Source organism: Kitasatospora sp. NBC_01539 (genome assembly GCF_045040525.1).
GTDB lineage: Bacteria > Actinomycetota > Actinomycetes > Streptomycetales > Streptomycetaceae > Kitasatospora.
In genome coordinates, this window is the sequence record NZ_CP109390.1 from 3,205,580 (window position 1) to 3,231,634 (window position 26,055).

Genomic DNA, 26,055 nt, shown 5'->3' on the forward strand with positions numbered 1-26,055 from the left:
GCGCCGCCCCTCAGGTGCGGCCTGCGTCCGGGGGGCGCGCCGGTGGGGGTGCCACGGCCGGCCGGCCGGTCGGCGGGAGGCGGTCCTTCCGGGGTCCCGGGCACCGGGATGCTGGGTTCTGGGCTGCTGTCCACCCGCCCAGTCTCGCCCATGGCCGCGGCGGACCGTCCCGGCCGCGGCGCCTCAGCGCAGCCGGGCGGTGACCCCCTGGGTGCGGCAGACGACCCGCCAGACGTCCTTGGCCTCCCAGCCGGCGTCCAGGGCCTGACACACCGTCCGGCCGCCGAGCTCGCTCATCACGTGGTCCTTCGCGAAGGATTCGGCGTAGACCTCGCCGAAGTGCTCGTGCATCCGTCGCCAGAACTCGGTCAGCCTCATGCGCCCCAGTATCCCCCGTCGGCGGGGGCGTCCCGGCGGCCGGGCGGTCAGGGCAGGGAGAGCACGCCGGCGCCGTAGTAGCGGTGGTCCCGGCAGGTGTCGGGACCGGACGGGCAGTTCGACGCGGCGGCCTGGGCCAGGGCGGTGGCGATCCGGTCGGGGCCCCAGTCCGGGTGCTCGACGGCGACCACGGCGACCGCCCCGGTGACGTGGGCGGCGGCCATCGAGGTGCCGGCGAGGGCCGCGTACCGGCCGCCGGGCCAGTCGGAGACGATCGCGGTGCCGGGTCCTCCGTCGGGGTCGCCGCCGGGCGCGGCGATCGAGACCCGGCCGCGTCCGAAGTTGGTGTAGCCGGCGGGCAGGCCGGCGCGGTCGAGCGCGGTGACCGTGACCACCCCGGGGAGCTCGCCGGGCAGGCGGATGCACTCGGTGCCGAGCACGCGGTCCTGGGCGGGGCCGGAGGTGCGGTCGTTGGGGCTGCGCTGGTCGACCCGGACGTCCTCCAGGTTCTGCCCGTCGTTGCCGGCGGAGGCGACGACGACCGCGCCTCGGCGCTGGGCGTAGGCGACGGCGCGGCCGACGGCCTGGGCGAGGGCGGCCTGGTCCGCGTCCTCCGGGCAGTTGTACTTCCACGGGTCGGCGAAGTAGCTGTCGTTGATGGCGCGGGCGCCGTGGTCGGCGGCCCAGAGCATGCCGCAGACGATGTTCTCCGCGTAGTACTGCCCGAGCGGTCCGAGCAGCCGGACGGCCGCGATCCGGACGCCGGGGGCGACGCCGGTGACGCCGTGGCCGTCGCGGGCGGCGCCGACGATTCCGGCGACGTGGGTGCCGTGGCCGCTCTCGGAGACCCCCTCGTCGGGCCGCCAGGCGCCGTGGCGGGAGTCGGGCCGGCCGTCGGCGCAGGAGGCGGACGCCCGTGGGTCGACGGCGTCGCGCAGGTCGGGGTGGGTGTCGTCGACGCCGGAGTCGAGCACGGCCACCAGCACCCGGCCGAGGGCTTCGGGGGTCGGGGCGACGGACGCCTCCGCCCGGTCGGCGGCCGGGGTGCGCAACAGGGCGTCGCCGGCGGCCGCCGGTCCTCCGGCGCCGATCATGGCGAGGTTCCAGTCGTCCTGCTCCGCGGGGTCGGCGAGGCTCTCCTGCGCGGCGTCGCCCGCGACGGCCTCCTGGCTGAAGTCGGCGCCGTCGAGGGAGCCGGGCGGACCGGGCACGGCGACCGTGCGGGTGGCCCCGACGGCGGCTATCCCGGGCCGGTCGCGCAGCCGGTCGGCGAAGCCGCCGGTCGCGTAGGCCAGGACGGCGCCGATCTGGGGGTAGCCCTGGACGACGCGGCCGCCGGCGGCCCGGGTCTCCTCGGCGGCGCGGGCGGTGCCGTCGGCGTCCTGGCGCTCGGCGAGCACGAGGTAGCTGAGGTAGGCGCGGTCCGGGCCGGAGACGAAGGGGATCGCGCCGCCGAGGACGAGGGCGACGAGCAGCATCGCCAGCAGGAGGTGGACGGACCTGCGGTGCTGCCGGCCGGTGCGGTCGGTGGCCGCGCTGCCGTGCGCCATGGCGCCCTCCGCTCGTCCGTCGGGCCCGGACCGGTCGGGTCCGGTGTCCGCGACTCCCATCATGTGACCGAATCATCACCATATGAGCGGTAAGTCCGTTTCTGCCCGCCGGGCTGCGGCAGACGGAGGGCCGACGCGGCCGGGCCGCCGCCGCCGGCCTGTCGGTGGCACCGGGCACCATGGGGGCATGGCGCAGCAGAGCTCCGGAGACCCCCTCGACGGATTCGCCCCCGCGACCAGGGCGTGGTTCACCGGCGCCTTCGACGCGCCCACCCCGGCGCAGACCGAGGCCTGGGCCGCCATCCGGCAGCAGACCGACGTCCTGGTGGTCGCCCCGACCGGCTCCGGCAAGACCCTCGCGGCGTTCCTCTCCGCGCTGGACAGGCTCAGCGCCGCCCCGCCGCCCGCGGACGCCCGGCGGCGCTGCCGGGTGCTCTACATCTCGCCGCTGAAGGCCCTCGCGGTCGACGTCGAGCGCAACCTCCGCGCCCCGCTGACCGGCCTGCGGCAGGCCGCCGTCCGGCTCGGGCAGCCCGAGCCGGAGGTCGAGGTCGGCATCCGCTCCGGCGACACCCCCGCGGCCGAGCGCCGCCGCTTCGCCACCCACCCGCCGGACATCCTGATCACCACCCCCGAGTCGCTGTTCCTGCTGCTGACGTCCGCCGCACGGGACGCCCTGCGCGGCATCGACACGGTGATCCTCGACGAGGTGCACGCGGTCGCCGGGACCAAGCGCGGCGCCCACCTCGCGCTCAGCCTGGAGCGCCTCGACGAGCTGCTCGACGCCCCCGCCCGCCGCATCGGGCTGTCCGCGACCGTCCGCCCGGTCGAGGAGGTCGCCCGCTACCTGAGCCCGCGGCGCGGGGCCGTCGTCGTGCAGCCGCCCTCGGCCAAGCGGTTCGACCTGTCGGTGGTCGTCCCGGTGCCCGACCTCGACGAGCTGCCCGCCGGCACCGACGACGACCCGGCCCGGGCCGCGTCGATCTGGCCGCACGTCGAGGAGCGGATCGTCGACCTCGTCCAGGCGCACCGCTCGACGATCGTCTTCGCCAACTCCCGCCGCCTCGCCGAGCGCCTCTGCAACCGGCTCAACGAGATCGCGTACGAGCGCGCCACCGGCGAGCCGCTGCCCGAGGCGCACGCACCGGCCCGGCTCATGGCCGAGTCCGGGGCCGCCCGCGGCGCCCCGCCCCTGCTCGCCCGGGCCCACCACGGCTCGGTCTCCAAGGAGCAGCGCGCGCAGGTGGAGGAGGAGCTGAAGGCCGGACGGCTGCCCGCCGTGGTCGCCACCTCCAGCCTGGAGCTGGGTATCGACATGGGCGCCGTCGAGCTGGTCGTCCAGGTCGAGTCCCCGCCGTCGGTCGCCTCCGGGCTGCAGCGGGTCGGACGGGCCGGCCACCAGGTCGGCGCGGTCTCCACCGGCGTGGTGTTCCCGAAGTACCGGGGCGACCTCGTGCAGGCCGCGGTGGTCACCGAGCGGATGCGCGTGGGCGGCATCGAGGCGCTGCGCATCCCGCGCAACCCGCTCGACGTCCTCGCCCAGCAGCTGGTCGCCATGACCGCCCTCGACACCTGGCCGGTGGACGAGCTGCTCGCGGTGGTCCGCCGGGCCGCGCCCTTCGCCGGGCTGCCGCAGTCCGCGTTCGACGGCGTCCTCGACATGCTCGCCGGGCGGTACCCGTCGGACGCCTTCGCCGAGCTCCGGCCCCGGGTCGTCTGGGACCGCGTCGCGGGGACGGTCACCGGTCGGCCCGGTGCGCAGCGGCTCGCCGTGACCTCCGGCGGCACCATCCCGGACCGCGGCCTGTTCGGCGTCTTCATCGCCGGCGCCGACCCGAAGAAGGGCGGCGGCCGGGTCGGCGAACTCGACGAGGAGATGGTCTACGAGTCCCGCGTGGGCGACGTCTTCACCCTCGGCACGACCTCGTGGCGGATCGAGGAGATCACCCACGACAAGGTGCTGGTCACCCCGGCACCGGGCGTGCCCGGCCGGCTGCCGTTCTGGAAGGGCGACACCCTCGGCCGCCCCCTGGAGCTGGGCCGCGCGGTCGGCGCCTTCGTCCGCGAGCTCGGCGGCCTCGCGCCCGGGGAGGCGACCGCCCGGCTGAGGGCGGCCGGCCTGGACGACTGGGCGGCCGGCAACCTGCTCGCGTACCTCGACGAGCAGCGCGCCGCGTGCGGCCATCTGCCCGACGACCGCACCATCGTGGTCGAGCGGTTCCGCGACGAGCTGGGCGACTGGCGGATCATCGTCCACTCCCCCTTCGGGGCCCAGGTGCACGCGCCGTGGGCGCTGGCCATCGGCGCCCGGCTTCGGGAGAAGCACGGGCTCGACCCGCAGGTCATGCACGGCGACGACGGCATCGTGCTGCGGCTGCCCGACGCCGACCTGCTCGACTTCCCGAGCCCCGACCGGCCCGCGGACGAGGAGGCCCCGGTCGGCGCGGACGCCGCCCTCTTCGACTCCGGCGACATCGAGCGGCTCGTCACCGACCAGGTCGGCGGCTCCGCCCTGTTCGCCTCACGCTTCCGGGAGTGCGCCGGCCGCGCCCTGCTGCTCCCCCGCCGCAGCCCGGGCCGCCGCACCCCGCTGTGGCAGCAGCGCCAGCGCGCCTCGCAGCTGCTGGAGGTGGCTGCCGAGTACGGGTCGTTCCCGATCGTGCTGGAGGCCGTCCGCGAGTGCCTCCAGGACGTCTTCGACGTGCCCGGACTGGTCGAGCTGATGGGAGACCTGGAGTCCCGCGCCGTCCGCCTGGTGGAGGTCACGACCTCGGAGCCGTCCCCCTTCGCCCGGTCGCTGCTCTTCGGGTACGTCGCGCAGTTCCTCTACGAGGGCGACTCCCCACTCGCGGAGCGCCGCGCCGCCGCGCTCTCCCTCGACTCCCGGCTGCTCTCCGAGCTCCTCGGCCAGGCCGAGCTGCGCGAGCTGCTCGACCCGCAGGTCCTCGCCGACCTGGAGGCCGAACTCCAGCGCCTCACCCCGGAGCGCCGGATCAAGGACGCCGAGGGGGTGGCCGACGCCCTGCGCATGCTCGGCCCGCTCTCCGAGGCCGAGCTCGCCGTCCGCGGCGCCGAGCCGCTGTGGGCCCTCGAACTCGAGGCGGCCCGCCGCACCGTCCGGGTCAGGATCGGCGGCGAGCAGCGCTGGGCGGCGATCGAGGACGCCGGGCGGCTGCGCGACGCCCTGGGCACCCCGCTGCCGGTCGGTGTGCCGGAGGCCTTCACCGAGCCGGTGAAGGACCCGCTCGGCGACCTGCTGGCCCGCTACGGTCGCACCCACGGCCCGTTCACGGCCGCCGAGGCCGCCGCGCGCTTCGGCCTCGGCACCGCCGTCGTCACCGGCACGCTGCACCGCCTCACGGCGGCGGGCCGCCTCGTCCAGGGCGAGTTCCGCCCGCTCGAAGGGCACACCTCCACCGTCGAGTGGTGCGACGCCGAGGTGCTGCGGCGCCTGCGGCGGCGGTCGCTCGCCGCGCTGCGCCAGGAGGTGGAGCCGGTGCCGCCGCGGGCGCTCGCCGCGTTCCTCCCGCAGTGGCAGCACCTGGCCGGGCACCGGCTGCGCGGGGTCGACGGCCTGTACCGCGTCGTCGAGCAGCTCCAGGGCACCGCCCTGCCGGCGTCCGCCCTGGAGAAGCTGGTGCTCCCCGCCCGGGTGTCCGACTACTCCCCCGAGCTGCTGAACGAGCTCATGATCGCCGGGGAGGTCGGCTGGGCCGGGGCCGGGGCCCTCCCGGGCAAGGACGGCTGGATCAGCCTCCATCTCGCCGAGAACGCGCCGCTGCTGCGCCCCGAGCCGGTGCCGCCCGCCGTGACCCCCGTCCACGCGGAGCTGCTCTCGGCCCTCGCCGGCGGCTACGGCCTGCTGTTCCGCCAGCTCGCCGACCGCCTGCCGGACACCGCGGAGAGCGAGGTCGCCACGGCCCTGTGGGACCTCGTCTGGGCCGGGTACGTCACCAACGACTCGCTGGCCCCGCTGCGGGCGCTCCTGGGCTCGGGACGGACCGCCGGGTCGACCGCCCACCGGGCGGCGCGCGGCACCCCCCGCGGCCGGATCGGCGGCGCCGGCCGCCCGTACGGCACCCGTCGGCCGGGGCCGCCGACGGTCGCCGGCCGCTGGTCGCTGCTGCCCGAGGTGGACGCCGCCGCGACGGCGCGGGCCGCCGCCCGGGCGCAGAGCCTGCTCGACCGCCACGGGGTGCTGACCCGCGGCGCGGTCGGCGCCGAACGGGTGCCCGGCGGCTTCGCCGGGGTGTACCGCGTGCTGTCCGCCTTCGAGGAGCGCGGCCGGGCCCGCCGGGGCTACTTCGTGGAGGGCCTGGGCGGTGCGCAGTTCGCGATGGACGGCGCCGCCGACCGCCTCCGGTCGGTGAACGGCCGACTGGAGCGCGCCGCCGCCCAGGGCTGGTCGGCCACCCCCGGCCACGGCGGCGACGAGCAGCCGACGGCGCTGGTGCTGGCCGCGGCCGATCCGGCCAACGCGTACGGCGCCGCCCTCGCGTGGCCCGACCCCGTGTCCGGTCCGGCCGCGAAGGGCTCCGCGCACCGGCCGGGCCGCAAGGCGGGCGCCCTCGTGGTGCTGGTCGACGGTGAGCTGGTGCTGTACGTGGAGCGCGGCGGCAGGTCGCTGCTGTCGTGGGCGGAGGGCGAGCCGCTGGCGACGGCCGCGCGGGCCCTCGCGGGGGCCGTACGGGCCGGTGCCCTGGGGAGCGTGACCGTGGAGCGGGCGGACGGCGAGGCGGCGCTCACGTCGGCGCTGGGCCCGGTGCTGGAGGAGGCGGGCTTCCACCCGACGCCGCGCGGCTACCGGCTGAGGCCCTGAGGCTCGTCCTCGGCGGACGCGGGCGCGGACGCCGGGGCGGGCTCCGCGGGCGGGGGGCGGCGGCGGGCGGGACCGGTCAGCCGGCTGTCGCTGTGGACGGGCAGCAGGCCCAGTCCCCAGCCGCCGGCGGCGAGTATGCCGAGCACGGTGCCGTCACCGCCCGTGGCGGGGCCGAGGAGCCACCAGCCGGTGCCCGCACACAGCAGAGCGGCCGGGCCGGCCCACCTGAGGTGGTCCCGCCCGGCCGCCCGCACGAGCCGTGCGGCTCGCAACGCTCCGTTGGTGGTCATTCCGGCCTCCTTCTCTCGCTCCCCGGGGAGGGCGAGGTCCGGTCAGGCCGCGACCACGTCCATGGCGGCAGCCTTGGGCACCGTGCTGCCGGCACGGTCGCCGGGCGACTGCAGCGGCACCGGTTCGAGCACCGGCCTCAGGAGATCACCCTCGGAGAGGGTGGCCATCGCCGCAAGTTCGGCGAGCGACAGCTCGTCGCTGACCTCGCGCATGACCTCGGACATCCGGACGTCGAGTGCGTCGCAGATGGCGGAGAGCAGCTCGGAGGACGCCTCCTTCTGCCCTCGCTCCACCTCGGAGAGGTAGCCGAGTGAAACCCTGGCGGCCGCCGACACCTCGCGGAGTGTGCGGCCCTGGCGCTGGCGCTGCCGACGCAGCACATCGCCCAGCAGGCGACGGAGCAGGATCATCGGTGCCTCCCTCCTCGGACTGCGGATCGAGATGTCACGACCCCACCGTACCGCCTCGTCCGCATCGCGTGCGGGGACCGTGGTCGTGTTCACTCTGGGCTGCAAGGCTGTCCCCTCCCGTTCTGGGCCCCACCCGGGCCGTCGTCGCGCCCGTCGGGCGCCCCCGGCCCCGGTACGCGGCTGGTCGGCTTCCTGTGTTCTGCCCGCCGCGGGGTGGTGATGTAACACGATCCTCCAGCTCGGGCCGTGAGTTCAGCGATTTCAGGAAAGCTCAGCGCGGACGCCCGCGACTCGCTAGGTGCCCGAGGAGCAGCTCCAGGGCCTCGCTGACGGTCGCCGCGCGGATGTCCGCGCGCTGCCCGGACAACACCGGGGAGACGGCCGCTGTTCCGTCCGGGCCGGCGAATCCGACGTGCACGGTGCCCACCGGCAGGCCGTCCTGCGGGTCCGGTCCGGCCACCCCGGTGGTCGCGATCCCGTACGTCGCGCCGAGCAGCCTCCTGGCCCCCTCGGCCATCTGCCGTGCCACGACGGGGTGCACGGGGCCGTGGACGGCGAGCAGCCCCTCGTCGACGCCGAGCACGGCGGCCTTCAGCTCGGTGGCGTAGGCCGTGACCGACCCGCGGAAGGTCGCCGAGGCCCCGGGGACGTCCACCAGGGCGGCGGCGAGCAGCCCGCCGGTGAGCGACTCGGCGACCGCCACCGTGGCTCCCTGCTCCCGCAGGGCCGCGTGCACCTTCTCCGCGAGCACCCGGTCGTTCACCCGCCGGCCGCCCGCTGCCGGGCGAGGCCCTCGCGGCGCAGCCGCAGCGCCTGGCCGACGTAGTCGAGGCCGGTGGCGACGGTCAGCAGCACCGCGGCGCCCATCACCACGGCGCGGGCGGTGGCGAGCGGGCCGGTCAGCACCAGCACGTACATGCCGACGGCGATGCCCTGGGTGAGCGTCTTCAGCTTGCCGCCGCGGCTGGCCGGGATGACGGCGTAGTGGATCACCCAGAAGCGCATCAGCGTGACGCCGAGCTCGCGGGCCAGGATGACGACGGTGATCCACCAGGGCAGGTCGCCGAGCACGGACAGGCCGATGAGGGCCGCGCCCATGATCGCCTTGTCGGCGATCGGGTCGGCGATCTTGCCGAAGTCGGTGATCAGGCCCTTGCGCCGGGCGATCTCGCCGTCGAAGACGTCGGTGATCATCGCGACGGCGAAGGTGGCCCACGCCACCGCCCGCCACTTGGGGTCGTGGCCGCCGTCGGCGAAGAGCAGCACCACGAACACCGGCACCAGCAGCAGCCGGAGCATCGTCAGCATGTTGGCGATGTTCCAGACCCCGGGCTGCGGGGGCTGTGCGGCCCCCGGGCGGCCGGGGCGGGCCGCGGCGGGGGCACCGGGCCCCTGGGTCATGCGTCCGCTCCCGGGGTGGCTTCCGGCTCCGCGGCCACGGCCTCGGCGACGAGGTCGACGCCCTCGGTCCCGACGACCACGGCGCGGTAGTACCGGCCGACCTCGGCGTCGTCCGCGCCGAGCAGGGTCGTGAGGCCGTCGGTCTCGGGCGCCTGGTGGGCGGCGCGGCCCTCGACCGTGCCGTCCTCGACGGACTCGACGAGCACGAGCACCTCGGTGCCGATGCGCTCCTCGGCGCGCTGCGCGGTGAGCTCCTCGGCGAGGCGGGAGAGGCGGGCGAGGCGGTCGGCGACGACGTCGTCGGGCAGCTTGCCGTCGAGGGTCGCGGCCTCGGTGCCGTCCTCGTCGGAGTACCCGAAGACGCCGATCGCGTCGAGGCGGGCGTGCGAGACGAAGCGCTCCAGCTCGGCGTAGTCCTCCTCGGTCTCGCCGGGGAAGCCCACGATGAAGTTCGACCGGGCGCCGGCCTCCGGGGCCTTGCCGCGGATGCCCGCGAGCAGCTCCAGGAACTGGTCGGTGGAGCCGAAGCGGCGCATCCGGCGGAGCACCGCGGGGGCCGAGTGCTGGAACGACAGGTCGAAGTACGGCACGACCTTGTCGGTCGAGGTCATCGTGTCGATCAGGCCCGGGCGCATCTCGGCGGGCTGCAGGTAGCTGACGCGGATCCGCTCGATGCCGTCGACCTCGGCGATCTCGCCCAGCAGCGTCTCCAGCAGCCGGATGTCGCCGAGGTCCTTGCCGTACGAGGTGTTGTTCTCACTGACCAGGACGACCTCGGTGACGCCCTCGCCGGCGAGCCAGCGGGCCTCGTTGAGGACGTCCGAGGGGCGGCGGGAGACGAAGGAGCCGCGGAAGGCCGGGATGGCGCAGAACGAGCACCGGCGGTCGCAGCCGGAGGCGAGCTTGATCGAGGCGACCGGGCTGTCGTCGAGGCGCTTGCGGAGCGTCCGCGGGCCGGAGGCGGGGGCGAGGCCGTCGGGGAGTTCGGCGGGGGCGCCGTGGCCCGGGAGTGCGACCTCCGCGGCGGCGGCCTGCCGCTCGACCGGGGTGAGCGGCAGCAGGGTGCGGCGGTCGCGGGGCGTGTGGGCCTCGACGTGGCCGCCGGAGAGGATCGTCTGCAGCCGGGTCGAGATGTCGGAGTAGTCGTCGAAGCCGAGCACGCCGTCGGCCTCGGGCAGCGCCTCGGCGAGCTCCTTGCCGTAGCGCTCGGCCATGCAGCCGACCGCGACGACGGCCTGCGTGCGGCCGTGGCCCTTGAGGTCGTTGGCCTCCAGCAGGGCGTCGACGGAGTCCTTCTTGGCGGCTTCCACGAACCCGCAGGTGTTGACGACGGCGACGTCGGCGTCGGCGGCGTCGTCGACCAGGAGCCAGCCGTCCGCCTCCAGTCGCCCGGCGAGTTCCTCGGAGTCCACCTCGTTGCGGGCGCATCCGAGCGTGACAAGGGCGACAGTACGGCGTTCAGGCATGACGCCAAGATTAACGCGCGGCCCCCGGTGCCGTTCGCCCCGGAGGCCGCGCGCGTGGTTCGAAGGCCCGGACTCAGCCTGCCTGGGGGTCTCCAGGGGTGTACGTGACGTGCACCACCTGGCCGTCCGCACCGGCCGGACCGAGGTCCTTGCCGTTGACGTACACGTGCACGGCGCCCGCGTTGCCGATCACCAGGCTGATCTGCTTGCCGTCGGTGAACGTCTGGTCCTGGCCGGATTCGAGGTTGTTGGAGAAGATCGTCTTGTTCTTGCCGTCCTTCGCGGACACCCAGCTCGTGGCCTTCTCGGCGACGAGCTTCACGGTGACCTTGTCGGCCGGGGCCGCCGCGATCGGCGCCAGGCTGGGCGCCGGGGCCGGCGGCTGGGCGGACGGCGAGGCGGCGGCCGGGCCCGGGCCGCCCGCCAGCGGGGAGCTGGCGGTGCCCGCGGCGGGCTGGCCGGAGCCGCCGCCGACCAGGTTGAAGCCGATCAGCGCGACGACCGCGACGATGGCCACGACCATCGGCGTGGTCCAGTTCGGCCGGCGGTGGTCGTTGACCTTGATCGGGGTGGGGTCCATCAGCGGGGTCGGCCGGCGGTCGGCGGGGGCGCCGCCGTGCGCGGCGTCGTACCGGGCGACCAGCTCGTCGGCGTCGGCCCCGACGGCCTTGGCGAGCAGCCGGATGTGGCCCCGGGCGTAGAAGTCTCCGCCGCAGCGGCTGAAGTCGTCCTGCTCGACGGCGTGCACGATCGGCACGCGGACGCGGGTCGTCGAACTCACCTGATCGACGGTCAGCCCGGCGTCGATCCGGGCGACGGTGAGTACACGGCCGATGGTCGGGAGGTCGGTGGCGGGCTGGTCTGCCGGCGCCGGCTGTCCCGATGCGTTCCGGGACGTGCGGGCTGAGGGCCGGCGGCTGCCTCGGTCGGGGGACTTGCCGATGGTCACTGGACGCGCCTTTCGAGCGTTGGCCACCTGCTGAGAAGACAGTCTAGGGGCGGGGGTGGAACGTTTCTCAAGCGGAACAGGCCCGAACGTGGGCGGCCGCCCGACCCGGCCTGACGGCGGATCAGCGCAGGCCGGGGCGATGGTTCGCCTCCGCCCCGAAGGGGACGTGCCGGGTGCCCGGCGTGGTTCCCTTACCTATCACATTCCACCGAACGGGTGAGAAGCGGCTACCCACGGAGTGTCAGGAGCACACTGTCCAGTTCATCGGGTTTCACGAGGACGTCCCGGGCCTTGGAGCCCTCGCTGGGCCCGACGATCCCCCGGGACTCCATGAGGTCCATCAGCCGTCCGGCCTTGGCGAAGCCCACCCGGAGCTTGCGCTGGAGCATCGACGTGGAGCCGAACTGCGTGGAGACCACCAGCTCGGCCGCCTGGATCAGCAGGTCCATGTCGTCGCCGATCTCCTCGTCGATCTCCTTCTTCGGGCCGCCGCCGACCGAGACGTCGTCGCGGTAGACGGCCGACATCTGGTCCTTGCAGTGCTGCACGATCCGGGCGATCTCCGCCTCGGTGACGAAGGCGCCCTGCATCCGGACCGGCTTCGAGGCGCCCATCGGCAGGAACAGCGCATCGCCCTTGCCGATGAGCTTCTCCGCGCCGGGCTGGTCGAGGATGACCCGGGAGTCGGCCATCGCCGAGGTGGCGAACGCCAGCCGGGACGGCACGTTCGCCTTGATGAGTCCGGTCACGACGTCCACGGAGGGCCGCTGGGTGGCCAGCACCAGGTGGATGCCGGCCGCGCGGGCCAGCTGGGTGATGCGCACGACCGAGTCCTCGACGTCCCGCGGGGCGACCATCATGAGGTCGGCCAGCTCGTCGACGATCACCAGCAGGTACGGATAGGGCGTCAGCTCGCGCTCGCTGCCGAGCGGCGGCGTGACCGTCCCGGCCCGCACGGCGGCGTTGAAGTCGTCCACGTGGCGGAAGCCGAAGGCCGCGAGGTCGTCGTAGCGCATGTCCATCTCGCGCACGACCCACTGGAGGGCCTCGGCGGCCTTCTTCGGGTTGGTGATGATCGGCGTGATCAGGTGCGGGATGCCCTCGTACACGGTCAGCTCGACGCGCTTGGGGTCGACCAGCACCATCCGGACCTCGTCCGGGGTGGAACGGACCAGCACCGAGGTGATCAGGCAGTTGATGCACGAGGACTTGCCCGCGCCGGTCGCACCGGCGACCAGGATGTGCGGCATCTTCGCGAGGTTGGCCATCACGGTGTGGCCCTCGACGTCCTTGCCCATGCCGACGACCATCGGATGGTCGTCGTCGGCGGCGCTGCGCGAGCGCAGGAGGTCGCCGAGGGTGACCATCTCGCGGTCCCGGTTGGGGATCTCCACGCCGACCGCGGACTTGCCGGGGATCGGGCTGATGATCCGCACGTCGGGGCTGGCGACGGCGTACGCGATGTTCTTGGCGAGGGCGGTGATCCGCTCGACCTTGACCGCCTGGCCCAGCTCGACCTCGTAGCGGGTGACCGTCGGGCCGCGGGTGAAACCGGTGACGCGGGCGTCCACCTTGAACTCCGTGAAGACGCCGCTGAGCTGGGCGGCGACCTCGTCGTTGAGCCGGGACCTGGCCTTGGCCGGGGGGCCCTGCTCCAGCAGGTCGAGCGGCGGCAGGCTGTAGGTGACGTCTCCGGCCAGCCGCAGCTGCTCCATCCGCACCGGCGCCGGGCCGTGGCCGTCCGGGGCCCCGGCGGACCGGGCGGCCGGCACGGCCGGCTCCTCCGGCGGCGCCGTGTTGTCCTGCACCTGGTGCATCATGCTGGCGACCGCGGGCGAGCCGGGCACGCCGTACAGCAGGGCGCCGTCCAGGTCGGCGGCGACGCCGGCGGCGATGTCGCGGGTCTCGTACGGGTCCTTCACGAACATGTCGGGGAGGGCCGAGCCGAGCTCCGGCTCGTCGACCTTCTTGCGGCGGCGGCGCCGCGAGCGGCCGGACTCGCCGTCCCGGCCGTCGATCGTGAAGGGCAGCGCCTCGGGGTCGGCGTCCTCGGGGGGCTCGGAGGAGAACTCACGGGCCCCGGGGGCGTCCGCGCCGGCCTCGCCCGCGAACGCCGGCTCGACGACACCGAGCCGCACACCCACCTGGCGCAGGCGCTCCGGAATCTTGTTGACCGGCGTGGCGGTGACGACCAGCAGCCCGAAGAACGCGAGGAGGAGGAGCAGCGGCACCGCGAGCGGCGGGCCCGCCGCGGCCATCATGGGGGTGGACGCGCCCCAGCCGACGATCCCGCCCGCAGCCCGTATCCGGGTCGCCCCGCTCGACATGACGGGGGCTCCGCAGCCGATGTGGACCAGACCGAGCACACCGACCACCAGCGCGGTCAGGCCGATCACGATCCGGCCGTTGGCCTCCGGCACCTCGGGGTGGCGCATCAGCCGCACAGCGACCGCGCCGAGGAGGAACGGCACCAGGACGTCCAGGCGGCCGAAGAGTCCGGACACGACGTTCGTGGCGGCGCCGCCGAGCCAGCCCTGCGGGCTGAACCACGTGCCGGCGGCGGTGACCAGCGCGAGCGCGAACAGCAGCAGCCCCAGGCCGTCCTTCCGGTGCGCCGGGTCGAGGTTCCTGGCGCCGTGGCCGAACCCGCGGAACAGCGCCCCGACGGAGTGTGCGAGGCCGAGCCAGACCGCACGCACGGCGCGGAAGAGTATCGGCCGCGGAGGGGGCGGGGGCGGCGCGGCCGCCTTCTTCGTCGACGCCTTCTTCGCCGTGGCCGCCTTGCGCGGGGCGGCGGGCGCGGCGGCGGCCTTCCGGGCCGGAGCCTTCTTGGCCGGCCCGGGCTTCGGGTTGCGTGCCTGGCTGCCGGGCGTACGTGTGGCCATGGCTCAGCAGCCTACCGGCGGGCGGCTCCCCAGCACATGTGACCGAGCGCGGCCGCGGGGGCGTGTCGCCGGCGCGCCCGCCGCGGACGGCCCGCGGGGCGGGGCCGACACGGTGTCAGGACCGGCTCAGGACGAGCCGGGGCGCAGCGCGTCGAGGGCCCGGCGCAGACCGGCGAGCTTGCGCTCCAGGTGCGCGGCGCCCGCGGCGGCGGCAGGGTCCGGGGAGCCGTCGAGCTGCTTCGCGAGCGCCTCCGCCTGCTCCTCGACGCTGGCCAGCCGGGCCGACAGCTCGCCGAGCAGCGCGCCGCCGAGCGCGGACGCCTCGCCGGCCTCCAGCTGCAGGCGCAGCAGTGCCGCCTGCTCCTTGAGCTGGCAGTTCTTCATGTAGAGATCGACGAAGACCGACACCTTGGCGCGCAGCACCCACGGGTCGAACGGCTTGGAGATGTAGTCCACCGCGCCGGCCGCGTAGCCGCGGAAGGTGTGGTGCGGGCCGTGGTTGATCGCGGTGAGGAAGATGATCGGGATGTCGCGGGTGCGCTCGCGGCGCTTGATGTGGGCGGCCGTCTCGAAGCCGTCCATGCCCGGCATCTGGACGTCCAGGAGGATCACCGCGAAGTCGTCGGTGAGCAGCGCCTTCAGCGCCTCCTCGCCGGACGAGGCGCGCACCAGGGTCTGGTCCAACGCGGACAGGATGGCCTCCAGGGCAAGGAGGTTCTCCGGCCGATCGTCGACCAGAAGGATCTTCGCCTTCTGCACCAGGACCCGCCCTCCTGCCGGTTGCCTGCCCAGGGCGGGCACCTGCGTGCCGCCCGCTACTGACCCGGTCATGCTAGCCGTACCCCCTGGCCCGTCACATCGCTCCCGGCGATCCGGGGCCGGACCGCCGCCGCTGCGGGGTCGACGGAACGGCCGGGCGGGGACTCGGCGTCACCGTTCGGTCACCGTTCGCAACGATTGCGGCACCTTACCGGGTTCCCGACCGGACCCGCCAGTGCGGGCCGGCCGGCGGCCCTGGCGGCTACCCGACCGTCAGCCAGTGGCGCATGACCGCCAGCAGATGGTCGGTCTCGACCGGCTTGGTGACGTGGTCGTTCGCCCCGGCCTCCAGGCTCTTCTCCTTGTCGCCCTTCATGGCCTTCGCGGTCAGCGCGATGATCGGCAGGCCCGAGAACTGCGGCATCCGCCGGATCGCCTCCGTGGTCGCGTAGCCGTCCATCTCGGGCATCATGATGTCCATCAGCACCAGGGAGACGTCCTCGTGCTGCTCCAGCACCTCGATGCCCTCGCGGCCGTTCTCCGCGTACAGCACCGCCAGGCCGTACTCCTCCAGCACGCTGGTCAGCGCGAAGACGTTGCGGATGTCGTCGTCGACGATCAGCACCCGCTGGCCCTCGAAGCGGCCCTGGAACTGCGCCGCCCGGCCCGGCCGGTCGGCGGCCTGCACGGGCTGCCGGGGGAACTGCTCCTGGCCCGCGGTGAACGGCTCGGCCGCGACCGCACGGGCCTGCGGCCGTCCCTCCGCCGCCCGGCGGCGCTCGGCGGCGCCCCTGCGGCGCTCCTCGGCCAGTTCGCGCACCTCCTGCGCCCAGTGCTCGGCCGGGTTCTCGCCGATCGGCACGGGGAGGCCGACCGGCGTGAACCCGACCGCGGCGCGCGCGCCCGGGCCCGCCGGGCGGTCGGGCGCGGCCTCCGGGCCCTCGGTCCGCAGCGGGAGGTACAGCGTGAAGGTGGAGCCGTCGTCGAGCTCGCTCTCGGCGTGGATCTCGCCGCCGAGCAGCCGGGCGATCTCCCGGCTGATCGACAGGCCCAGGCCCGTGCCGCCGTACTTGCGGCTGGTGCCGCCGTCGGCCTGCCGGAACGGCTCGAAGATCTCCCGCAGCTTGTTGCCGGGGATGCCGATGCCCGTGTCGGAGACGGAGAAGGCGATCAGCTGCTCGTCCGGGTCGCCGATGGCCCCGGCCTCCAGCAGCTGCTCGCGGACGTGCTGGGGGACGTCCGCGTCGGTGACCGGCCGGATCAGCAGGTCGACCGCGCCGGCGTCGGTGAACTTCACCGCGTTGGAGAGCAGGTTGCGCAGCACCTGCTGGAGCCGCTGCTCGTCCGTGTGCAGGGTCGCCGGGAGTTCGTCGGAGACCCGCACCGCGAAGTCGAGGTTCTTGTCCGCGGCGAGCGGCCGGAACGCGGCCTCCACGTAGTCGACCAGCTGCACCAGGGCGATCCGGGCCGGACGGACGTCCATCTTGCCCGCCTCGACCTTGGACAGGTCGAGGATGTCGTTGATGAGCTGCAGGAGATCCGAACCGGCGCCGTGGATGGTCTCGGCGAACTCGACCTGCTTCGGCGAGAGGTTGCCCTCGTTGTTGTCGGAGAGCAGCTTGGCGAGGATCAGCAGCGAGTTGAGCGGGGTACGCAGCTCGTGCGACATGTTGGCGAGGAACTCGCTCTTGTAGCGCGAGGCGAGGGCCAGCTGCTCGGCGCGCTCCTCCAGGATCTGCCGGGCCTCCTCGATCTCGCTGTTCTTGATCTCGATGTCGCGGTTCTGCTGGGCGAGCTGCTCGGCCTTCTCCTGCAGCTCCTCGTTGGTGCGCTCCAGCTCCTCCTGCCGCGCCTCCAGCTCGGCGGAGCGCATGGAGAGCTCGGCGGTCAGCCGCTGCGACTCCAGCAGCAGGCCCTCGGTCTTGGTGTTGACGCTGATGGTGTTGACCGTCACGCCGATCAGGTCCGCGATCTGGTTGAGGAAGTCCAGCGCGACCCCCGTGAACGAGCTGAACGTCGCCAGCTCGATCACCCCGAGCAGCCGGCCCTCGAACAGCACCGGCAGCACCACCACGTGCGCGGGCGAGGCCTCGCCGAGCCCGGAGGCGATCTTCAGGTAGCCGGGCGGGGTCTGGCTGACCACGATCGACCGGCGCTCCACCGCGACCTGCCCGACCAGCCCCTCACCGGGCCGGAACGTCGTGGGCATCGTGCGCCGCTGGTAGCCGTAGCTGCCGATCAGGCGCAGCACGGTGTCGTTCTCGTCGTCGTCCTCGGTGACCAGCTCGGCCGTCCGGCCGGACGGCTGCGCCAGGAAGAACGCGCCGTGCTGGGCGGAGACCACCGGCGTCAGCTCGGTCATGATGAGCGCGGCGACCGCCTCCAGGTCGCGGCGGCCCTGCAGCAGGCCGGACATCCGGGCCAGGTTGGTCTTCAGCCAGTCCTGGTCCTTGTTGGTGCGGGTGGTCTCGCGGAGGTTCGCGATCATCTGGTTGATGTTGTCCTTGAGCTCGTCGAGCTCGCCGGACGCGTCCACGTCGATCCGCGGGGAAAGGTCGCCGCGGGTCACCGCGGTGGCGACCTGGGCGATCGCGCGCACCTGCCGGGTCAGGTTGTTGGCCAGCTCGTTCACCGACTCGGTGAGGTCCTGCCAGCGGCCGGCGACGCCGGGGACGCGGGCCTGGCCGCCGAGCCGTCCGTCGGTGCCCACCTCGCGGGCCACGCGGGTCACCTCGTCGGAGAACGCGCCGAGCTGGTCGACCATCGTGTTGATGCTGGTCTTCAGCTCCAGGATCTCGCCGCGCGCGTCGACGTCGATCTTCTGCGACAGGTCGCCGCGGGCGACCGCGGTGATGACCAGCGCGATGTTGCGGACCTGGCCGGTGAGGTTGTTGGCCATCAGGTTGACGTTGTCGGTCAGGTCCTTCCAGATGCCGGCGACGCCCGGCACGGACGCCTGGCCGCCCAGGGTGCCGTCGGTGCCCACCTCGCGGGCCACCCGGGTCACCTCGACGGCGAACGCCGACAGCTGGTCGACCATCGTGTTGAGCGTGCTGGCGAGCGCCTTGACCTCGCCCTGCGCCTCGATGGTGATCTTCTTGGAGAGGTCGCCGCTGGCCACCGCCGACGCCACCTCGGCGATGTTGCGGACCTGGCTCGTCAGGTTCGACGCCATGAAGTTCACGTTGTCGGTCAGGTCCCGCCAGATGCCCGAGACGCCGCGCACCCGCGCCTGGCCGCCCAGGATGCCCTCGGTGCCCACCTCGCGGGCCACGCGCGTGACCTCGTCCGCGAACGCCGACAGCTGGTCGACCATCGTGTTGACGGTCGTGACCAGCTCGCGGATCTCGCCCTTCGCGTCGACGGTGATCTTCTTGGAGACGTCGCCGCGGGCCACCGCGGTGGTCACCTCGGCGATGTTGCGCACCTGGCTGGTCAGGTTGTTGGCCATCAGGTTCACGCTGTTGGTGAGGTCCTGCCAGGTGCCGGAGACACCCGGCACGCTCGCCTGGCCGCCCAGGATGCCCTCGGTGCCGACGTCCCGGGCGACCCGGGTCACCTCCGCCGCGAACGCCCCGAGCTGGTCGACCATGGTGTTGATGGTGTTCTTGAGTTCGAGGATCTCGCCGCGCGCGTCGACCTGGATCTTCTGCGACAGGTCGCCCTTGGCGACCGCCGTCGTCACCTGCGCGATGTTCCGCACCTGGCTCGTCAGGTTGTTCGCCATCGAGTTGACGTTCTCGGTGAGGTCCTTCCAGACCCCCGCCACACCCGGCACCTGCGCCTGACCGCCCAGGATGCCCTCGGTGCCCACCGCGCGCGCCACCCGCGTCACCTGCTCGGCGAAGCCGGACAGCTGGTCGACCATCGTGTTGATGGTGTTCTTCAGCTCCAGGATCTCGCCGCGCGCGTCGACCTCGATCTTGCGCGACAGGTCGCCCTTGGCGACCGCCGTCGTCACCTCGGCGATGTTCCGCACCTGCGCCGTGAGGTTCGCCGCCATGAAGTTCACCGAGTCGGTGAGGTCGCGCCACACCCCGGCCACGCCGGGCACCTGTGCCTGACCGCCCAGCCGGCCCTCGGTGCCCACGTCGCGCGCGACCGTCGTCACCTGCGCGGCGAACGAGTTGAGCTGGTCGACCATCGTGTTGACGGTGACCTTCAGCTCCAGCATCTCGCCGGCGACGTCCACCGTGACCTTGCGCGACAGGTCGCCCTTGGCGACCGCCGTCGTCACCTCGGCGATGTTCCGCACCTGCGCGGTCAGCCGCCCGGCCATGGTGTTGACCGAGTCCGCGAGGTCCTTCCAGCTGCCCGAGACGCTCCGCACCCGGGCCTGCCCGCCCAGCTTGCCGTCGGTGCCCACCTCGATGGCCACCCGGGTCACCTCGTCGGTGAACTCCGACAGCTGGTCCACCAGCCCGTTGACGGTGCGGCCCACCTTCAGGAACTCGCCCCGCAGCGGGTAGCTCGCCCCGTTGGTGTGGATCGACCGCAGCTCCATCCGCTGGTCGAGGTCGCCCTCCGCGATCGACCCGAGCACCCGGCCCACCTCGGCCATCGGGCGCGCCAGGTCGTCGATCAGCGCGTTGCAGTTGTCGATCGCCGCCATCCAGGCGCCCTCGCCGACACCCGTCTCCAGGCGCTCCGACAGCCGCCCCTCCCGGCCGACCGCCCGCCGCACCCTCGCCAGCTCACCGGTGAGGTGCTGGTTGCGCTCCGCGACCTCGTTGAAGACCGCCGCGATCTCGGCGAGCGGACCGTCCCCCGGAACGGTCAGCCGTCGCCGGACGTTGCCGTCCCGCATGGCGGTCAGCGCCGCCAGCAGCTTGCGCAGGTCGGCGGGCTCGGCGCCGCGGCCGTACCCTCCGGCCCGGCGGCCGGGTACCCCGCGCGCCCGGCTGCCGGCATGGGTCGCTTCCCCGGTCGTGGCGATGGCGTCCTTGGTGGCCGAACTCAACGGGGGCCCTCCCACATCGTTACTGTGCGGTACCGCTTCAGTACCGTTCGGGAGCGGTCCGGTGACTGCCCAGCCACCGGCACCACTTCGACCGTACTTCGCCGGCCGGGTGCTGCGGACCCCCCAGTCTGTCAGCACCTGCGGTCGGTGTCCGTCCGCTTGCACAGGGTTCACGCCTCCCGCACCCCCGGCGTGGGCAGAATCACCCCCACGCGCCTGTTTCCGCTCCCCGGGCCCGCGGGGTACCAAGCGGAAAGTAGGGTGGAACGCTGCACCGGGCACAAGGGGGCACAACTCCCGTGAGCCGGACAGCCGGACCAGAGCAGAGGAGACGTGGCACGTGGTCACCGCACGCGCAGCCGCCACCTTCGGACCGGTCGACCGGTCCGCCGCCGCTGCGCGCGGCTTCGTCCGCGACGCACTCCTCGGCTGGGGGTTGCCGGAGGTCGTCGACGACGCCGTCATCCTCGTGAGTGAACTCGTCACCAACGCCGTGGTCCACGCCGGCACCTCCGCCGAGGTCGGCTGCATCCGCGAGCAGGAGACCGTCCGGATCGAGGTGACCGACCATCACCCCGAACGCGGCCTGCCCTCCTTCGTCAACGTGCCGACCGCCTCCGAGCGGTACGCCGACCCCGACGGCGAAGGCGGCCGCGGCCTCCTCATGTGCTCCGCCCTCTCCTCCTGCTGGGGCGTCGAGTACACCGCCGGCCGCAAGACCGTCTGGTTCCGGCTCGCCCTGCCGGAGCACGTCCTCGGCACCCGCTACGCCGTGCCGAGCCTGCCCGGCGGCGAACTCCCCGGCGCCGCGGGCCCCGTCCGCGTCGCCGTCGTCCAGCTCGACGACGAGGGCACCGTCCGCGGCTGGAACGCCGACGCCGAAGCCCTGCTGCGCCACACCGCCGACCAGGCCGTCGGACGCCCCTGGGCCGACCTCGCCGACTGGCCGCAGTCCCCCGGCACCGGACTCGGCCTCGCCGAGACGCTCCGCCTCGCCCGCTGGGAGGGCAGCTACGGCGTCCGCACCGGCGACGGCCGCACCCTCGACGTGTACGGCGTCCAGGTCCGACTGCGCGACACCCACGGCACACCGTCCACCCTCTGCCTGCTGGTCGACGACGCCGACCGGGCCGTCCTGCGCACCCCCGGCACCACCGCCGAGACGCCCCCCGCCATCGAACCCCTCGACCTGCTGGTCGGCCCCGTCTCCGCGGGCGACCTCGGCGACATCGACGGACTCCTCCAGCGCATCGTCGACCGCGCCCGCGACCTCCTCGACGCGGACGCCGCCTACCTGCTCCTCACCACCGACGACGACACCGAGTTCGAGGTGCGCGCCGCCACCGGCCTGCCGACCACCGGCCGCCGCTACGCCCGCCTGCCGATCGACGGCGGCGCCGGCCGCTACGACTCCGCACGGCTGCCCGCCGTCCACGAGGACCTGGCCGTCCGCCCGTTCGCCGCGCCGCTGCTCGACGGCAGCGGACTGCGCTCCCTCATCACCGTGCCGCTCAAGGTGGAAGGCCGCCTCACCGGTTCCCTCGGCGTCGCCGCCGGCGCTCCCGCCCGCTACGACAACGAGGACGCGCTGCGCCTGCAGTTCGCCGCCGACCGCATCGCGCTCGCCCTGGAGAGCGCCCGGCTGACCGAGCTCGAACAGCTCCGCCGCGGCTCCCTCTCCTTCCTCGTCGAGGCCTCCGACCTGCTCGCCGGCACCCTCGAACACGAGCAGACCCTCGCCCTCATGGCCCAGATGGCCGTGCCCAAGCTCGCCACCTGGTGCGCCGTCTACACCACCGGCGAACAGGGCGGCGCCGCCGACCTCGCCTTCCTCCTGCACGAGGACGAGGACCGGATCGACCCGCTGCGCGAGATTCTCGACAAGACCGCGCCGCCCGCCACCGGGCCCGCCGCCGGCGTCCGGTTCTGGAAGGCCCCCGCGGAGACCGCCCACAGCCTCGGCCTGGCCGACGGCCCCGCCCTCGCCGGGCTGCTCGGCGAGACCGTCGTCCTCCCGCTCGCCGCCCGCAACCGGGTCATCGGGCTGCTCGTGCTCGGCGCCGCCGCCGGCGTGCGCTTCCGCCAGGAGATCCTCGAACTCGCCGAGGACCTCTCCCGCCGCGCCGCCCTCGCCCTCGACAACTCGCGCCTCTACTCGGAGCGCACCGCCACCAGCCAGGCCTTCCAGCGGGCCCTGCTGCCCCCGGAGCTGCCCAAGATCCCCGGCGTCGACGTCGAGGTGTTCTACCAGGCGGCCGGCGAGGGCAACGAGGTCGGCGGCGACTTCTACGACATCTTCCCGATCCGCGAGGGCACGTACGGCTTCGCGATCGGCGACGTCTGCGGCACCGGCCCGGAGGCGGCCTCCGTGACGGGCCTCGCCCGCAACTCCCTCCGCCTGCTGGCCCGGGAGGGACTCGACGCACCCCAGGTGCTCACCCGCCTCAACGCCGCCATCCTCGGCGAGGGCACCCGGAGCCGCTTCCTCACCCTGCTGTACGGGGAGTTGACGCCCCGGCCGGACGGATCGACCGCGCTCTCCCTGGTCTGCGCCGGCCACCCGCTGCCGCTGCGGCTGCGCACCGACGGCAAAGTCGACCAGGCGGCGTCACCGCAGCCGCTGCTCGGCGTCATGGAAGAACTCGACCTCATCGCCGAGGAGTTGATCCTCGCACCGGGCGAGGTCCTGCTCTGTGTGACGGACGGCGTCACCGAACGCCGCGAGGGCCTGCGGATGCTCGGCGACGACGGCCTCGCCGAGGTGCTCACCGGGTGCACCGGACTGACCGCCGGCGCGGTCGCCGCCCGCGTCCAGCGGGCGGTCGAACGGTTCGCCCCGGAGCCGCCCTCGGACGACATGGCGATCCTCACCCTCCGCGTGCCCGAGCAGCGCCACGGCTGACACCACCACGGGCCGCCGCGCGGAGCCGAGTCGGCCCCGGCGCCCGCACGGCACCGGCCGCGCCACGGACCGCTCGGCAGTCTGCCTGACGGGCCGTCACATCTCCACCCGGAGGGGCGGCCCGCACCCGGCGGGCGGCCGCCCGGTCGGTTGTCGCCACCGAACGGTCGGCGAGCGACGGATGGCGGCCCCGCACAGCTGACGACCGAACAAATTGTGGCATTCACAAGGGTACAAGGGCGTGTCGGCCGGGTACACCGTCATCACCGGGGACTCCCCCGGAGGGGCACCCGACCAGCGGCCCACCGCCGGTCCTCACCCGCCGGCCTCCGCCCGCACGCACCGTCCGTGCGCCCGCGGTCCGGCATCGCGCAACCACCTGCCGCACCCACCGTGCACCGTCACGCACGTGTTCCGTGCGCCCTCACGCACCGCGCCCCCGGGCCGCGGTGCACCCTCGACCCTTCACCGCCGCCATGCCGGCACCCAGTGAAAGGAGCCTCCGGTGAGCAACGACGCTACCGAGGCGAACGCCCGACCCGCAGGAGCCGACGCGGGTCCTCTCGGATACCTGGCCCTCGGACTGACCCTCCTCGCCTACGGTCTCCTCTCCACCGGCCTCCTCGACGGGGCCGGGGTCAAGGACGCCGTGTCGCTGGCCCACCTGGTCGGCGGCCTCACCCTCTTCGTCGCGGGCCTCTGGCAGCTCCGCGCGGGCGAGGGCTTCACCGGCACCGCCTTCACCTCCCTCGGCGCCTTCTGGGCCGTGTGGTCCGGTGCCGGCGGGGCGGGCAAGAACGCCGCCGGCCTGTTCCTGCTGCTCTGGGCCCTGCTCGCACTGAGCCTCACCCTCGCGAGCTGGAACGCCAACGGGCTGCTCGGCCGCGCCGTCTACGGCCTGTTCTCGGTCTCCCTCCTGCTCGGCGCCGTCGCCGCCTTCGCCGACAGCGGCGGGCTCGGCAAGGTGGCCGGCTGGGTCGCCGCGGCATCCGGCCTGGCCGCCTGGTACTGGGCGACCGCCACGCTGACCAACAGCGGCGGCGGGCTGAGGGCCCTGCCGGTCAGGTAGCCCTCGGGACCGCCGGTGGGCCGGGCCTCACCCCCACGGGGCCCGGCCCACCGGCATGTCCGCGGCCGTCCGGCAGGCGCCGGGCCGGCACCCGTCCCCGTACGGCCCGGCGTCCGTACGGCCCGTCGCGGCGCCTGGGAGGCCGGTCAGCGGGCCGTCAGCGGGCCGTCAGCAGGCCGTCAGCGGCCCGGCGTGACCGTGGCCGGTCACGGTTGCGTCACTTCGTTGTCGGGGCCGTACGCGGTCGGGAGACTGGCCCGCATGACGCCGCCACGCCGCCCTGTTCCGCCCGGTCCCCGGACCACCCTCCACCCGGCGCCGGCCGCGCTGTCCGCCCTCCTCCTCGCAGCCACCGCACTGACCGGATGCACGGCTTCGGGGACGGACGCCCGGACCACCGTGGTCTTCACCCCGGAGCAGCCCCTCGACAAGCCCGTCCTGCAGCAGGCCGCCACGGTGCTGACCAGGCGCGCCGCCAGGATCGGCCTCAAGGACGTGAAGGCCCGGATCGGCAACGGCACCATCGAGGTCTCCGCCGCCGGCGACGAGGGGAACCGGCTCGCCGGACTCGCCGCCGGGGCGCTCCTCACGTTCAGGCCGGTCCAGGCCGTGGCCGACGCCGCCGACGGCACGACCGAGGGCACGGTGCCCGACGAGCTCAGGTCCGCGTTCGACACCCTGAAGTGCCCCGCGGACCTCCGGCCCGCCGCGCCAGCGAAACCCACCGTCGCCTGCGGCAAGGAGCCCCGCACCCTCGCCGACCGCAGGTACGTCCTCGCCTCCTCCGCGATGCACGGCAACACCGTCGCCAGGGCCGAGCTGAAGGACTCCACGGGCGACGGCACCGCCTGGGTCGTCTCCGTCCTGTTCACACCGGACGGCACGAAGGAGTTCACCGCCGTCACCACCGCACTCGCCGAGCCCGACGCCGCCACCGGCGAACTCGCGATCACCCTCGACGGCCGGGTCGTGTCGAGCCTCGTCATCGTCGTGCCGATCACCGACCCGACCACCGACATCCACTTCCACGGCGACCGGGAGGCCGCCGCGGAGGTCGCCGAACGCCTCTCCGACGGCAGCCTGCCGATGCCGATGCGGGTCTCCGCACCGAAGCCGGGCTGACGCGGGAACGGCGACGGGCCGACCGGCCGGTCAAGGCGTTCTCAGCGGCCGGCCGGGCTCCGGTCCGACTCCTCTTCCTGCGCTTCCGCGCCCGAGCTCAGCACGACGCCCGGCACCCCGCTCTGGCCCCGCCAGCCCGCCGCGGCGTGCTGCACCAGGTAGACGACGAGCAGCAACGCCACGGCGACCACGCCGTCCGCCCAGAAGTGGTTGGCGGTGACGACCACGACGGCCACGGTCAGCACCGGGTGCAGCACGACCAGCCAGCGCCACGGGCCGCGCCCGATCACCACGACGGCCACCGCGACGATCACGCACCACGCGACATGCACCGACGGCATCGCCGACAGCTGGTCCGCGACCACGCCGGCCACGCCGCCGCCGTACACGGACTGGCCGTACTGCACCGCCAGGTCGACGAAGCCGTTACCGGGCAGCATGCGCGGCGGGGCGACCGGGATGAACTGGATCAGCAGACAGGCGGCGGTCGTCAGCACGACCGTCGTCCTGACCCACGCGTAGCTCTCCCGGTGCCGGAGGAAGAGCCAGAGAAGCAGCACCAGCATCACGCCGAAGTGCATCGTGGCGTAGTAGTAGTTCGCCCCCTGCACGAGCCAGGGGTGCGGCACGACCGCGCGCTGCCAGGCCACCTCGTCGGGCAGGCCGAGCGCCAGCTCCGTCCGGTGGATCCATTCGGCGCGGTCGAGCGCGTGGGCCGTGCTCATCAGCGAGAGGTGCCCGACCATCTGCCAGAGCGCGAACAGGGCCAACAGCGTTCCCGCCTCGCGCAGCAGCGCCGCCGGCAGCGCCCGGCGCGTCCGCCCGGCGGCGTACGCCGAGCCGAACAGCACCACGGACGTCACGGCCGAGGTCTGCCAGGTGAGGGTCAGGTTCTGCATTGGCGAAGGTTAACGCAGAGAAGCCCCCTCCCGGGTGGGAGGGGGCTTGACTGGAATGATTGTTCGGCGGCGTCCTACTCTCCCACAGGGTCCCCCCTGCAGTACCATCGGCGCTACGAGGCTTAGCTTCCGGGTTCGGAATGTAACCGGGCGTTTCCCTCACGCTATGACCACCGAAACACTATGAAACTGTCA

16 protein-coding genes and 1 rRNA gene are annotated in these 26,055 nt (G+C 74.0%); 4 read left to right on the forward strand and 13 right to left on the reverse strand.

Going from position 1 to position 26,055, the window contains the following annotated elements; all coding sequences use genetic code 11:
- Positions 1-183: 183 nt before the first annotated feature.
- On the reverse strand, positions 184-378 hold the full coding sequence (locus tag OG335_RS13630; RefSeq protein WP_405011370.1) for a DUF3046 domain-containing protein: 195 nt from the start codon (positions 376-378) through the stop codon (positions 184-186).
- Between the two features lie 47 nt (positions 379-425).
- Entirely contained in the window at positions 426-1,928 is a 1,503-nt protein-coding gene (locus tag OG335_RS13635) for a S8 family peptidase (RefSeq protein WP_405011371.1), read from the reverse strand.
- 187 nt (positions 1,929-2,115) lie between these two features.
- On the opposite strand from OG335_RS13635, the gene OG335_RS13640 reads away from it, so the two are divergent.
- A complete protein-coding gene (locus OG335_RS13640; RefSeq protein WP_405011372.1) occupies positions 2,116-6,747 on the forward strand; it encodes an ATP-dependent helicase in 4,632 nt (1,543 codons plus the stop codon).
- Here OG335_RS13640 and OG335_RS13645 read toward each other — a convergent pair.
- From OG335_RS13645 to OG335_RS13685, 9 genes are all read right to left on the reverse strand, one after another.
- Entirely contained in the window at positions 6,729-7,037 is a 309-nt protein-coding gene (locus OG335_RS13645; RefSeq protein WP_405011373.1) for a hypothetical protein, read from the reverse strand. The two genes, OG335_RS13640 and OG335_RS13645, sit on opposite strands and share 19 nt — an antisense overlap.
- A 42-nt stretch (positions 7,038-7,079) precedes the next feature.
- The gene (locus OG335_RS13650; protein WP_405011374.1) at positions 7,080-7,448 is read right to left on the reverse strand and encodes a helix-turn-helix domain-containing protein; all 369 of its coding nucleotides are present in this window, start codon (positions 7,446-7,448) and stop codon (positions 7,080-7,082) included.
- A gap of 271 nt (positions 7,449-7,719) precedes the next feature.
- Positions 7,720-8,211 (reverse strand): CinA family protein, encoded by a 492-nt coding sequence (locus OG335_RS13655; RefSeq protein WP_405011375.1) that lies wholly within the window; start codon positions 8,209-8,211, stop codon positions 7,720-7,722.
- Positions 8,208-8,849: a CDP-diacylglycerol--glycerol-3-phosphate 3-phosphatidyltransferase gene (pgsA, locus tag OG335_RS13660; RefSeq protein WP_405011376.1), complete on the reverse strand. Its 642-nt coding sequence runs from the start codon at positions 8,847-8,849 to the stop codon at positions 8,208-8,210. The genes OG335_RS13655 and pgsA overlap by 4 nt, the downstream gene beginning before the upstream one ends.
- Positions 8,846-10,315, reverse strand: a complete 1,470-nt coding sequence (gene rimO / locus OG335_RS13665) for a 30S ribosomal protein S12 methylthiotransferase RimO (RefSeq protein WP_405011377.1) — start codon at positions 10,313-10,315, stop codon at positions 8,846-8,848. Before rimO ends, pgsA begins: the two co-directional genes overlap by 4 nt.
- 73 nt (positions 10,316-10,388) lie before the next feature.
- Complete coding sequence (locus OG335_RS13670) at positions 10,389-11,150, reverse strand: helix-turn-helix domain-containing protein (protein WP_405015388.1); 762 nt, start codon at positions 11,148-11,150, stop codon at positions 10,389-10,391.
- A gap of 341 nt (positions 11,151-11,491) precedes the next feature.
- Complete coding sequence (locus tag OG335_RS13675; protein ID WP_405011378.1) at positions 11,492-14,149, reverse strand: DNA translocase FtsK; 2,658 nt, start codon at positions 14,147-14,149, stop codon at positions 11,492-11,494.
- Positions 14,150-14,275: 126 nt separating this feature from the next.
- Entirely contained in the window at positions 14,276-14,911 is a 636-nt protein-coding gene (locus OG335_RS13680) for a two-component system response regulator (RefSeq protein ID WP_405015389.1), read from the reverse strand.
- Between the two features lie 259 nt (positions 14,912-15,170).
- The gene (locus tag OG335_RS13685) at positions 15,171-19,715 is read right to left on the reverse strand and encodes a HAMP domain-containing protein (protein WP_405015390.1); all 4,545 of its coding nucleotides are present in this window, start codon (positions 19,713-19,715) and stop codon (positions 15,171-15,173) included.
- Between the two features lie 493 nt (positions 19,716-20,208).
- On the opposite strand from OG335_RS13685, the gene OG335_RS13690 reads away from it, so the two are divergent.
- The 3 genes from OG335_RS13690 (at position 20,209) to OG335_RS13700 (ending at position 24,961) form a co-directional block, all read left to right on the forward strand.
- The gene (locus tag OG335_RS13690; RefSeq protein WP_405011379.1) at positions 20,209-22,770 is read left to right on the forward strand and encodes a SpoIIE family protein phosphatase; all 2,562 of its coding nucleotides are present in this window, start codon (positions 20,209-20,211) and stop codon (positions 22,768-22,770) included.
- A 505-nt stretch (positions 22,771-23,275) separates the two neighbouring features.
- On the forward strand, positions 23,276-23,839 hold the full coding sequence (locus OG335_RS13695) for an acetate uptake transporter (protein ID WP_405011380.1): 564 nt from the start codon (positions 23,276-23,278) through the stop codon (positions 23,837-23,839).
- A 261-nt stretch (positions 23,840-24,100) separates the two neighbouring features.
- On the forward strand, positions 24,101-24,961 hold the full coding sequence (locus OG335_RS13700; protein ID WP_405011381.1) for a SecDF P1 head subdomain-containing protein: 861 nt from the start codon (positions 24,101-24,103) through the stop codon (positions 24,959-24,961).
- A 41-nt stretch (positions 24,962-25,002) separates the two neighbouring features.
- On the opposite strand, the gene OG335_RS13705 is transcribed toward OG335_RS13700, so the two are convergent.
- Positions 25,003-25,860, reverse strand: coding sequence for a phosphatase PAP2 family protein (locus OG335_RS13705; RefSeq protein ID WP_405011382.1), 858 nt, complete (start codon positions 25,858-25,860; stop codon positions 25,003-25,005).
- A gap of 61 nt (positions 25,861-25,921) precedes the next feature.
- Positions 25,922-26,038: ribosomal RNA gene (gene rrf / locus OG335_RS13710) — 5S ribosomal RNA — on the reverse strand.
- Between the last annotated feature and the right edge of the window lie 17 nt (positions 26,039-26,055).

Coding starts and splice junctions, on each gene's coding strand:
- OG335_RS13630 (WP_405011370.1), bottom strand. CDS start 378: ATGAGGCTGACCGAGTTCTGGCGACGGATGCACGAGCACTTCGGCGAG.
- OG335_RS13635 (WP_405011371.1), bottom strand. CDS start 1,928: ATGGCGCACGGCAGCGCGGCCACCGACCGCACCGGCCGGCAGCACCGC.
- OG335_RS13700 (WP_405011381.1), top strand. CDS start 24,101: ATGACGCCGCCACGCCGCCCTGTTCCGCCCGGTCCCCGGACCACCCTC.
- OG335_RS13685 (WP_405015390.1), bottom strand. CDS start 19,715: ATGCGGGACGGCAACGTCCGGCGACGGCTGACCGTTCCGGGGGACGGT.
- OG335_RS13675 (WP_405011378.1), bottom strand. CDS start 14,149: ATGGCCACACGTACGCCCGGCAGCCAGGCACGCAACCCGAAGCCCGGG.
- OG335_RS13645 (WP_405011373.1), bottom strand. CDS start 7,037: ATGACCACCAACGGAGCGTTGCGAGCCGCACGGCTCGTGCGGGCGGCC.
- rimO (WP_405011377.1), bottom strand. CDS start 10,315: ATGCCTGAACGCCGTACTGTCGCCCTTGTCACGCTCGGATGCGCCCGC.
- pgsA (WP_405011376.1), bottom strand. CDS start 8,849: ATGACCCAGGGGCCCGGTGCCCCCGCCGCGGCCCGCCCCGGCCGCCCG.
- OG335_RS13705 (WP_405011382.1), bottom strand. CDS start 25,860: ATGCAGAACCTGACCCTCACCTGGCAGACCTCGGCCGTGACGTCCGTG.
- OG335_RS13650 (WP_405011374.1), bottom strand. CDS start 7,448: ATGATCCTGCTCCGTCGCCTGCTGGGCGATGTGCTGCGTCGGCAGCGC.
- OG335_RS13640 (WP_405011372.1), top strand. CDS start 2,116: ATGGCGCAGCAGAGCTCCGGAGACCCCCTCGACGGATTCGCCCCCGCG.